General features: G+C 46.8%; 10 protein-coding genes. 7 read left to right on the top strand and 3 right to left on the bottom strand.

Annotated features, from left to right (window positions below; translation table 11 throughout):
* Window positions 1–425 precede the first annotated feature (425 nt).
* Both ACKPQ4_RS02050 and ACKPQ4_RS02045 read left to right on the top strand, forming a co-directional pair.
* Window positions 426–653: a hypothetical protein gene (locus ACKPQ4_RS02050; protein WP_407679547.1), complete on the top strand. Its 228-nt coding sequence runs from the start codon at window positions 426–428 to the stop codon at window positions 651–653.
* Window positions 650–1,381 (top strand): sialate O-acetylesterase, encoded by a 732-nt coding sequence (locus ACKPQ4_RS02045; protein ID WP_407679546.1) that lies wholly within the window; start codon window positions 650–652, stop codon window positions 1,379–1,381. The genes ACKPQ4_RS02050 and ACKPQ4_RS02045 overlap by 4 nt, the downstream gene beginning before the upstream one ends.
* On the opposite strand, the gene ACKPQ4_RS02040 is transcribed toward ACKPQ4_RS02045, so the two are convergent.
* A complete protein-coding gene (locus tag ACKPQ4_RS02040) occupies window positions 1,368–2,228 on the bottom strand; it encodes an AraC family transcriptional regulator (protein WP_407679545.1) in 861 nt (286 codons plus the stop codon). The two genes, ACKPQ4_RS02045 and ACKPQ4_RS02040, sit on opposite strands and share 14 nt — an antisense overlap.
* A 173-nt stretch (window positions 2,229–2,401) precedes the next feature.
* On the opposite strand from ACKPQ4_RS02040, the gene ACKPQ4_RS02035 reads away from it, so the two are divergent.
* Genes ACKPQ4_RS02035 through ACKPQ4_RS02025 form a run of 3 tightly spaced genes read left to right on the top strand, consistent with a single transcriptional unit; the run spans window position 2,402 to window position 5,635 of the window.
* Window positions 2,402–3,688, top strand: a complete 1,287-nt coding sequence (locus ACKPQ4_RS02035) for a Gfo/Idh/MocA family protein (RefSeq protein WP_407679544.1) — start codon at window positions 2,402–2,404, stop codon at window positions 3,686–3,688.
* Between the two features lie 26 nt (window positions 3,689–3,714).
* Window positions 3,715–4,524: a glucosamine-6-phosphate deaminase gene (gene nagB / locus ACKPQ4_RS02030; RefSeq protein ID WP_407679543.1), complete on the top strand. Its 810-nt coding sequence runs from the start codon at window positions 3,715–3,717 to the stop codon at window positions 4,522–4,524.
* 25 nt (window positions 4,525–4,549) lie between these two features.
* Window positions 4,550–5,635: a Gfo/Idh/MocA family protein gene (locus ACKPQ4_RS02025; protein ID WP_407679542.1), complete on the top strand. Its 1,086-nt coding sequence runs from the start codon at window positions 4,550–4,552 to the stop codon at window positions 5,633–5,635.
* A gap of 150 nt (window positions 5,636–5,785) precedes the next feature.
* Here ACKPQ4_RS02025 and ACKPQ4_RS02020 read toward each other — a convergent pair whose 3' ends face one another.
* Window positions 5,786–6,613, bottom strand: a complete 828-nt coding sequence (locus ACKPQ4_RS02020; protein WP_407679541.1) for a S1 family peptidase — start codon at window positions 6,611–6,613, stop codon at window positions 5,786–5,788.
* Window positions 6,614–6,667: 54 nt separating this feature from the next.
* The gene (locus ACKPQ4_RS02015) at window positions 6,668–7,537 is read right to left on the bottom strand and encodes an AraC family transcriptional regulator (protein WP_407679540.1); all 870 of its coding nucleotides are present in this window, start codon (window positions 7,535–7,537) and stop codon (window positions 6,668–6,670) included.
* Between the two features lie 289 nt (window positions 7,538–7,826).
* Here ACKPQ4_RS02015 and ACKPQ4_RS02010 point away from each other — a divergent pair, with 289 nt between their 5' ends.
* Together ACKPQ4_RS02010 and ACKPQ4_RS02005 are read left to right on the top strand one after the other, a co-directional pair.
* A complete protein-coding gene (locus ACKPQ4_RS02010; protein WP_407679539.1) occupies window positions 7,827–9,254 on the top strand; it encodes a DUF1501 domain-containing protein in 1,428 nt (475 codons plus the stop codon).
* A gap of 13 nt (window positions 9,255–9,267) precedes the next feature.
* The coding region (locus ACKPQ4_RS02005) for a DUF1549 domain-containing protein (protein WP_407679538.1) at window positions 9,268–10,661 on the top strand (1,394 nt) is incomplete at its 3' end.

Raw genomic sequence — 10,661 nt, 5'->3', positions numbered from 1 at the left:
TGGTCACTATTCTTTGCAATCGTGAGAGCATTCGTGATGTCATTGCCTTTCCCAAAACTCAAAAGGGACAGGATTTAATGACCGACAGCCCGGGCGAAGTGACCGAGCGCCAGTTGCGCGATCTAAAAATTAAATCGATCGCCGAAGAGCCACAAAATTAGATTAACCCCTACTCACTTCCCTTACCTAAGGAAGTGAGGGGTGAACCTCCTGTAAGCTTTTAACTTGCTTGCAATGGTAGCGATTGGATTCTTAATTTAACTGATATGGTACCCAGCCCGCCCTTTGATTATTCCCTCGTTTTGTACACGGGATGGTGTCTTATCCCCCCTCTGTTTCTCTTCCTTCGACATTTTAAAAGGTTACCCCTGCCTAACTGGGCGACCTGCATAATTTACTGCCTGCTTGGCTGGGCCACTCTCCTAATGGCTGTAGAAATACATTATGATCATCTTTGGGAATTGGTAAACTTCGTCCCCAAGGAGGAACAGGATGCGATACTTGAAAAATGGGCAGCGGATGGTGGGCCCAAACTGATGGCCCTCTTTGGAGGTTGGCTTTATTCCCTCGTATACTTTTCGATATGGTGGGGAGTACTTACAATATTTTTTGCCTTAAAAAAATACATCCTCAATAAAATCAAACCTAAATGAATAATGTCCTGAAAGCATATTTATTTTTTTTAATCCTTGCGATTGGATACGTTCCTTTACTTTCCCAAGAATCCGCCAAGAGACTTTTCATTCTCTCCGGGCAGTCAAATATGCAAGGCCACCGCCCCCAAGAAGCATTCACTCCTCGGATTGAAGAAGAATTTGGTAAAAATGAAGTCGCCATCGTACAATACGCCCTTGGTGGCAAACCCATTCATAGATGGTGGAAAGAATGGAAAGATCTTGATGGCAATAAACCGGAAGAACTTGGCGACCTCTATGACAATCTCCTTTCCCAAGTTAAAAAAGCTATAGAGGGAAGTGAACTTCAGAGCGTTTGCTTCGTATGGATGCAGGGAGAAAGGGATGCAAAAATGGGATGGGGGAAGCTTTACAAGAATGCACTGATTGGACTGCATGCCCAACTTGCAAAGGATTTAAACTGGGATGAGGACCAACTAATCATGGTGATCGGACGATTAAGTGATTTCGATATGCAAAATAAAAAATATCCGCATTGGACAATGATTAGAGAAGTGCAGATGGAAGTGGCTGAAAATAATTCACAATTTTTTTGGATAGATACCGATGATTTAAATGACGGAATCAACCGGAAAGGGAAAAAGATCAAAAATGATTTACACTATTCTGCTAATGGATACCGAATTTTGGGAACAAGGTTTGCCCAAGCCTGCATAGAAGCACTCTCAGCCTCTAAGAATCTCTAAACTTCTTGCGCCAACGGCCTGGGGAGGATCCCTTGATCTCTTCAAAGGTACGATTGAAATGACTAAGGCTCCCAAACCCACACTCCAGGGAGATTGATAAAACCGTTTCTGCAGACTCCACCAATAGTCGGGAAGCTCTCGCAACCTTGGCCTCGTTAAAAAACCTCGAGAAGGTGCGCCCCGTATGTCTTTTAAAAAACCGGCTAAAGGCAGAGGGAGTCATCGATGCGATATTACAGGCAGCGGGAAAAACCGTCGTATCGACGCTTCCTTCCACACTTTCGAAAATAAAATCAATCACCCGGGCGAGCCGTTCATCCTCAGGTTCTTTTGGATTGTATCCGGCACTTGCCAAATATTCCCGAGGCATTTCTGATAATTCTCCAAGCAAAGATAACCAGATGGAATAAGACTCCCAGCTACCCAACTCAGCTATTTCCAATTGTTTAAATTTCTTGCTCAAACGGTCCTGAACAGAGTTTCCACCGAGGTGGAAAGAAAGACCACGCTGGGAATCATCGAGCATTTTTTGGATACCAGCAAGTTCTGGTCCCTGAGATACAAGATCCTGAGGGAATTGAACGAGAAAGGCACGGGAGCGTCCCGAGTAGTCAGGAGCCGTTCGCCAGCAATGTGAAAGGTTGGAGCCGACAAGTACGAGATCAGATGGGCCAAAAGATTGCATGTGATCCCCAACCATGCGTTGGCCTACGCCATCTAATACCCACTTTAACTCAAGCTCGGGATGGTAATGCCAATGGCCATCAAACCCCTGCCCTTGATCAATTTCGGAAAAGCGAAAGGAAGTTTGTTGGTCCAGGGGCAATGCCTCGAAGGTGGCTCTCATTATCTCTATTTTGATCCAGAATTAACTCATTTCAAGGATTTAGGACAATAAATGATACATTTTTGTTAAGAAGGGGGCAGAAAATAAATAATTTACATGGTACTATTTATGGCTTGCGAAAACCTACTCTAAGCCAAGAAATTTAGACAGCCCAACCCACCATTATAAAATCCATGAATCCTGAAACTCATTCCCGTAGAACTTTTGTAAAATCTGGTGCCCTTCTTGCCGCAGGTACCGCTCTAACGCCGTATGTCTCTCAAGGCTTTACGGACGACAAACCGATCCGCATCGGTATCGTGGGTTGCGGAGGACGCGGTTGTGGTGCCGTTGGCAATGCGATGAAAGCCGACCCCAAGGTTGAGTTGGTTGCAATTGGGGACTTGTTTGAAGACCGCATTCAGCAACGGTCCAGGCACCTCGAGAAAATTTGTGGAAAACGATACAAAGTTTCACCGGATAATATGTTTACGGGATTTGATTGTTACAAAAAAGTGATCGATGCCGGTTTAGATTATGTCATCCTCACCACTCCTCCCGCTTTTCGTCCTGCTCAACTTGAATATGCTGTAGAAAAAAGCATTCACTGCTTTTACGAAAAACCAGTGGCCGTGGATGCTCCAGGCATTCGCAAGGTCCTGGAACTGGCAAAAAAAGCGAAGGAAAAAAAGCTCGGCTTCATGTCTGGTTTTTGCTGGCGCTACAATTACCCCAAGCGGGAAGTTTTTTCTCGGGTATTAGATGGAGCAGTCGGAAATATTAATGCGATGTACAGCACCTACAACGCCGGAGAAGTGGGGGGTAACCGTGGACGCACCGGTACCCAGTCTGACCTGGAAATACAAATGCGTAACTGGCCCAAGCACGTGTGGTTGGCGGGCGATTCCATCGTCGAACAAGCGGTTCACTCCATTGACATGATGCAATGGGCTATGGGTGAGGAACTCCCGGTAGAAGCGGAAGCTACTGGAGGCAGACAGGTCTATCCGGATGACCCCGACCGTTACGGCAATATCTTTGACCACTTTGCAGTGGTCTACAAATGGGCAAACGGTGCCCGTGGTTATCATTTTTCCCGTCAGCAAAATGGAACAACCGGAAGTTACGAACTTGAAATCTTCGGTAAAAAAGGGTTTTGCAGTGCTAAAAATAAGCACGCTATTTTTGCAGATGGAGAAAACCCCTGGAGGTTCTCCGGCAGGTCAAACGATATGTATAAAACGGAGCACGAAGAATTAATCGCCTCCATTCGTTCCGGAGAACCAATCAACGACGGTGAACGGGCAGCCAATAGCACCATGGTAGCCATCATGGGTCGTATGGCCGCATACACAGGCAAGAAGTTATCCTTCCAACAGGCTCTTAATTCAAAACTTGATCTAACCCCTCCCCACCTTGATTTCTCACAACCCCTACCTGTTGCCGGAGTTCCAAAACCAGGTCTGACCAAGTTCATCTAATATATAACCACAAGCTTTTTCACACTATGGAAATCATCATCCTACCCAACGAAGATGCGGTGGCTAAACGTTCTGCCGATCTGGTGGAATCTCAAATACGTGCCTTTCCGGACACCGTGCTCGGGCTTGCCACTGGGTCCAGCCCGCTCGGGCTTTACCGTGAGTTGATCAATAGGCACCGCGATCATGGACTGAGCTTTCAAAAGGTAAGAACTTTCAATTTGGATGAATATGTGGGTATACCTGCAGACCACACCCAAAGTTATCGCACTTTTATGGATGATAATTTGTTTAAGGCGACCGATATTGACCTTTCCAATACTCATGTACCGGATGGGATGGCGGAAAATCCGCTCGACGCCGGCCCCACCTTCGAAAAGAAAATTGCGGAAACTGGTGGCGTTGACCTCCAGGTACTGGGCATCGGGACGGACGGACATATCGGATTCAACGAGCCCACCTCCAGCCTGCGCTCCCGTACCCGCTTGAAGACCCTGACCAAGCAGACTGTAGAGGACAACTCCCGATTCTTTGGCCCTGACGAATTTCAACCCAAACTGGCCATCACCATGGGGATCGGTACCATTCTGGAAACCAGGCGTATACTAATGATTGCCACCGGTGATAACAAAGCTCAGGCGGTGCAGGACATGATCGAAGGTCCAATCTCCTCCATCTGTCCGGGCTCTGCCCTTCAACTGCACGAGCGGGTCACAGTAATCCTTGACGAAGCAGCAGCGCAGAACCTGAAGTACCAAGAGTACTACCAGCATGTTTCGGAGATTCAGGACGAGTTGGTAAAGAAGCATCGACCATCGGATTGGATTGCCCGTTAATTTTAATATCACCAAAGTTTTAAGCATGAGCAAAGAGAATATAATTCGTGTACTTGTGGTAGGAGCTGGAAATATGGGGCGTTCCCACGCACTCGCCTATGCTGCCATTCCTGAATTCGAAATCGCCGCCATCTGCACCCGCAAACCGGAATCCCGTGCCAAATTGATGGCGGAATTACCCGCAGGCACTCCCGAGGCAAATGATTATGCCCTGGCTCTTGAAGAACTTAAGCCGGATGCGGTTTGTATATCCACCTACCCGGATACCCATTATTCCTTTGCCAAGCTAGCTTTGGAAGCAGGTTGCCATGTTTTTACCGAAAAACCCTTGGCCGAAAGCACCGAGCAATGCCGCGAACTTGTTGAACTTGCACATACCCAGGGCAAAGCATTGGTGGTTGGATACATTCTACGACAGCACCCGAGTTGGATAAAATTTGTCGAAGTTGCCAAGACCCTTGGCAAACCTTTGGTCATGAGAATGAATTTAAACCAGCAATCCTACGGTAAGAACTGGGAAACTCATAAAAGCCTACTTTCTTCGATCTCTCCGATCGTGGACTGCGGAGTCCATTATGTTGATGTCATGTGTCAAATGACGGGGGCTAAACCGGTTCGGGTATCGGGACTTGGAGCACAACTGTCCGACGAGTTACCCAGCGACAAAATTAATTACGGACACCTTCAAGTAACCTTTGAAGATGGAAGCGTAGGTTGGTACGAAGCAGGCTGGGGACCAATGATGAGCGAAACCGCGTTTTTCGTAAAAGATGTGGTTGGCCCGCTTGGGAGTGCCAGTATTGTGGCTGCCGATGCTTCTGCTCGGGGAAAATCATCCTCGGTGGATGCACATACCCAAACGGAACGAATCCTTTTACACCGCAGCCAAACTAATCAGGAGGGAGAAAGGGAAGCGGTGGATGAATATATTGATTTGGAAGACGAACCCGACCACGACGAACTTTGCCGGCGGGAACAAGTCTTTTTCCTAAGTGGTATTCAAGGCACAACAGATCTGACCGAACATCAAAATAGTGCTATACGGGCAAGCGAGATTGTACTCGCTGCCGACCATTCCTTCCGCAGTGGAGATATGATAAAGCTAACCTAAATAAAACCTTTTATTTACATCCCTTACACCACCATACCTGATTGCATCTTTGGTACATCAAAAGAATGGCTCCCTGTAACAAGATCCGAAAATCGGCAAACAGGGTTGAAGTAGAGTTAACCAAAAGTAGTTACTAATTCTTAAAGCTGATTATTCGATTAGTTTGCGAATTGCTTTGATGGGGGCACACAAGCGAATAACCATTTGTGGATTGGTCTTTTTTTGTTTTTCATAGTTTATGGTCACGGTGCTTGCCACCATGCCAACTACCTCGCCGAAGTCATTTAATACAGCCGCCCCACTCGATCCCCGTGCATAATCAGCGGAGATCATCATCCATTCTCTAAGTGAGCGATCTGGTCCCATGATCCCGTCGTATAGAGAAACCATTCCCTTCGAGTAGTAATAAAACATTCCATCGGGGTGACTGATCACATGAACAGAAGAACCGATCGCTGCAGGATCACCAAGAGGAAGAGGCCGGAATTTGGCACCAGAAGCTTGGAGAATAGCCACATCCGATTTTTTGTCTCCGGCTAGCACATCTGTAACTGGAAAAATATTTCCTTCCGTATCCATCACCGCCAATGTTTCCCCATCAGTTTGATCGATTACATGATAATTGGTGGCAAAAACTCCATCCTTGGAAAGTGGAAATCCAGTGGCACTTCCCGAATGCCAGTTTGTGCAATGTCCGCACTTATATAATTTTGCCACGATAAGGGTCGATGGCTTGCAAAGCTCATATAGATTTTTGGGGTCATAAACAAAGGGGGATACCTTGGGGATTTTTATTTTTTTACCGGATACATTTTTCAGCTGTTTTCTTAATTCGGTAAGCGGGATGGTTTTATTCTTATCGATAAGCAAAGCAATTTCCTTGATTAACTTCACTTCCAAAACAGGAGAAGTTGGTTTTTGAGCAAAAGAGAAAAGAGATGAACAGATTATAATGCCATTCAATAGAGCGAACTTCATACAATCCATTAGAGAAAGAAAATCTTTACTCTTCAAGCCCGTTTATTCCACATATTAGCTATCGAAACGCCCTGAAAAACGGTCGGGTGAGACTCCAATAATATTTTTAAAACTGCGGGAGAAATGATAAGGGTTTTCAAAGTTTAGCTCATAGGCAATTTCCTTAACTAGCATTCCTGACTTTAAGAGGAGCGAGGCAGCATGTTCCATTTTCATACGCATGAGGCAGGAATAGGGAGATTCCTTATGAAAACGTTTAAACACTCGGGAAAGATAAGCGGGATCCAAGTGAGTTTCATTAGCCAACTGCTTCATCGATTTCAATCGAAGATAGTTTTTCCGTAAATGCAAAAGCACCCTCTCATAAGTATCCCAGGATCGAGAACTCACCGTCGGTTGTCGATCAATTCGTTCTCCAACCTTAAGCAAAAGAACCCGTAACAGGTTAGTACAAACTTCCTCAGAAACTGACGAATTACTTGCTGTGTTTAAGAGAATCAACTCATAAAGATCAGATAAATCTGGGTAGTTTTGTAATCGAATAGAGCCTGATTGTACCGAAAAGAAATCCGATTTAAAGAGGCTGGAATCAGTGCCTGAAAAAGCGATAAAATATTTAAGCATCGGCTTACAATTATAATTTTCAATCCTGTGAGGTTCACCACCCTGATAAAAAAACAATGAACCAGGGGACAGGGAATAACCAACTCCATCAAGCACAACCCTCCCCTCGCCTTCTACCACCAGCTCCACAACCGAGAAATCCAGAGCCTTTCGATCAACCAAATAGCCAGGCAGACAACGTTCGCAACCCACGCTAACAATCTTAAAAAGATTTTCTTTAATGGGCAGACCAAGAAAAAACTGGCGTGCTTCTGCTACTGATACTGATTCAGCAAAGTGTAATGAACGGTTTTTTTTCATTTTTACAAAACATTTATGTCAACGATTGGTATTCCATGGTCAAGAATACATATTCCCAATATTTACATTAAATGCTATTGTAATTGATAAATCTACAACTTTTCAATCAAACAAAATGAACCACTTAACGGATAATAATAGGTATTCACAAAGTTACAATCGACTACGGGATTTAAGGATAAATCTATATTTCCTCCGTTTTACCTTCGAACAAAGATTGTTCCGTTTGCGGGATTCTTAGTTGCGAAATAGAAAATAGTCTAAGAACTTTATAAACAACAATTTGCCCATGCACTGTAACAACTTTCTACAACAACCGACTAACCGGCGGGATATGCTTCGCTGGTGTGCTAATGGCTTTGGAGCAGTTGCCCTGTCTGCATTAAGTGCTGAAGGTCGATCGCCAATCCTCAACAATCCCCTCGCCCCCAAGCCCACTCATTTTCCGCCCAAGGCCAAGAGTGTAATTTTTCTTTATATGGACGGAGCGCCCTCACAGGTAGATACCTTTGATTACAAGCCCGCTCTCAAGAAATACAACGGACAGGATCCCCGAACTGCCATTGGCAAATTGGAGCGTACCCAGTTTGATAGAGTCGGCAAAGTTCTTCAGGGACAGTGGGATTTCAAGCAACACGGGGAATGCGGGCACTGGATAAGTTCCCTCTTTCCGCATCTCTCTGGAGTGGCGGATGAACTGGCGATGGTCAAGTCGATGACCTCCCCTTTTGCCGAGCACACCTCCGCCAATTACTTTCTACACACAGGTTCTGGCTTTCAGGGACGTCCAAGCATGGGAGCATGGTTCGGATATGGGTTGGGCACCGAGAACCAAAACCTTCCCGGCTTTGTCGTTCTCAATGGAGGTCTAATCCCTCCCGGTGGGCTGGACTGCTTTGGCTCGGGTTTCTTGCCCGCCTCTTACCAGGGATCAGTCTTTTTGCCCAACGAAAACCCCATCGCAAATGTGAAACGGGTAGAACCCAACGATGCCTTGCAACGAAGTAAGCTCGACCTGATAAGAGGTCTTGATGAGTCTACCTTGGCAGATTTACAGGGGGACCCTCAGGTGGAAGCGGCAATTCGCAATTATGAAACCGCATACCTTATGCAAAGTTCGGTTCCTGAACTAACCGACCTACGGGGCGAAACTGAGGCGACCAAGAAATTATACGGCCTGGATTCTACCTTCAAAAATACCCAGACCTTTGGCAAACAATGCCTCATTGCCCGCCGTCTGGTCGAACGCGGCGTTCGCTTCATCGAACTGACCTGCCCCGGTGGCAACGGGGATCGTTGGGACCAACACAAAGACTTGGTAGACGGGCACAACAAGAACTGCCTGACCATCGACCAACCGATCACCGGGCTGATTCAGGATCTCAAAGCCAGAGGCATGCTCGATGAAACCCTCATCGTATGGGCCGGAGAGTTTGGCCGTACCCCGTTCGCTCAGGGAGCCAATGGGCGCGATCACAATCCATTTGGCTTTACCATCTGGATGGCGGGTGGAGGGGTCCAAGGTGGTTCAAGTGTGGGCAGAACGGATGACTTTGGGTACAAGGCAATCGAAGACAAATGGGATATCCATGACCTGCATGCGACCATGCTCCACCTGTTGGGAATCGAGCATACCAAAAGTACCTTCCGTTTTAGTGGTAGAGATATGCGTCTTACGGATGTGCACGGTCACATCATTAAACAAATCCTGGCCTAACGCACTTATATCAATGAAGTGTTTCCTTACAACCCTCGGCATCTTTTTACTCGGTCACCTGACCTGTGCAGAAGAGAAGATCCAGCCGGACCAGCTCACTTCGGAACAAAGCGATTTTTTTGAGTCTAAAGTGCGCCCCCTTTTGGCGGAGCATTGCTACGACTGCCATTCGAATCAGGCGAAAAAACTAAAGGGAAAACTCTTCCTCGATTCAAAATGGGGATGGGCGACCGGGGGCGTGGGCGGACCTGCGATCATTCCCGGTGACCTTGTCGAAAGTATGGTCATCGATGCAGTCAAGCACACTGAAGAACTGGTGGATGCGATGCCTCCGAAGTACAAGATCGAAGACGAGGAAATTGCCATCTTGGAAAAATGGGTGGCGATGGGGGCTCCCGACCCACGGCCTAAAGTGGAGGAAAAAGAGGGACTTGTGGAGAAATTTGACCTGCAAAAACGGTTTACCGAACATTGGAGCTGGAGACCAGTCCAGACGGCCGCTCATCCCACAATCCAAGGTGCCAAGGAAGCAACCTCTGCGATCGACCGCTTTGTTCAGAAAAAAGTGGATGACGTAGGCTTGAAACCTGCCCTACCTGCTGACCAACGCACCTGGATACGAAGGGTCTATTTTGATCTGATCGGGCTGCCCCCAAGCCCGGAGCAACTCGCAGGATCTCTTGAACAAACCAAAGAGCAAATCGTAGATGAATTGCTCGCCTCCACTCACTTTGGAGAAAAGTGGGCACGACACTGGATGGACCTGGTTCGATACGCGGACACCTACGGACATGAATTCGACTTTGAAATTGATCATGCTCACGAATACCGGGACTACGTTATCCGAGCATTTAATGAGGATGTGCCCTACGATCACTTCATTCGCGAGCACCTCGCTGGTGACCTTCTGAAAAAACCCCGACGACACCCGACAGAAGGGTATAATGAATCGGTCATTGGCACGGGCTTTTGGTACTTTCACGACGCCACCCATGGGCCAACCGATGTTTTGCAAAATGAAGCGGACCACCAGGACAACCAGATTGATGTGATGAGCAAGGCATTCCAGGGACTGACGATTTCCTGTGCCCGTTGCCATGATCACAAATTTGACGCCATCTCCACCGCCGATTACTACGCCCTTACCGGCTTTTTAAACAGCTCAGCCAAAGTGGATTATCCCCTAGATGTATGGGGATGGAGGGAAAAGACTCTTTCCAAACAGAAGAAATTACTCGGATCCACTTCTTTGGAAACCGTCTCCCCAAGTAACCCCGAGAAAATCATTCAGTCCTTCATTGTCGCAGCCAACCTAATTCGCAAAAAACAGCAAGAGCCCCTACCCGATCCATGGCAGGGACAACTCATCGATGACTTTGAGAGTGGATTCGATAAATGGACGCTTGC

This window comes from Candidatus Chordibacter forsetii, assembly GCF_964187505.1.
Taxonomy (GTDB): Bacteria; Verrucomicrobiota; Verrucomicrobiia; order Opitutales; family Seribacteraceae; genus Chordibacter; species Chordibacter forsetii.
This window is presented reverse-complemented; position numbering and strand designations above follow the sequence as displayed.

Coding starts and splice junctions, on each gene's coding strand:
- ACKPQ4_RS02050 (WP_407679547.1), top strand. CDS start 426: ATGGCTGTAGAAATACATTATGATCATCTTTGGGAATTGGTAAACTTC.
- ACKPQ4_RS02045 (WP_407679546.1), top strand. CDS start 650: ATGAATAATGTCCTGAAAGCATATTTATTTTTTTTAATCCTTGCGATT.
- ACKPQ4_RS02040 (WP_407679545.1), bottom strand. CDS start 2,228: ATGAGAGCCACCTTCGAGGCATTGCCCCTGGACCAACAAACTTCCTTT.
- ACKPQ4_RS02035 (WP_407679544.1), top strand. CDS start 2,402: ATGAATCCTGAAACTCATTCCCGTAGAACTTTTGTAAAATCTGGTGCC.
- nagB (WP_407679543.1), top strand. CDS start 3,715: ATGGAAATCATCATCCTACCCAACGAAGATGCGGTGGCTAAACGTTCT.
- ACKPQ4_RS02025 (WP_407679542.1), top strand. CDS start 4,550: ATGAGCAAAGAGAATATAATTCGTGTACTTGTGGTAGGAGCTGGAAAT.
- ACKPQ4_RS02020 (WP_407679541.1), bottom strand. CDS start 6,613: ATGAAGTTCGCTCTATTGAATGGCATTATAATCTGTTCATCTCTTTTC.
- ACKPQ4_RS02015 (WP_407679540.1), bottom strand. CDS start 7,537: ATGAAAAAAAACCGTTCATTACACTTTGCTGAATCAGTATCAGTAGCA.
- ACKPQ4_RS02010 (WP_407679539.1), top strand. CDS start 7,827: ATGCACTGTAACAACTTTCTACAACAACCGACTAACCGGCGGGATATG.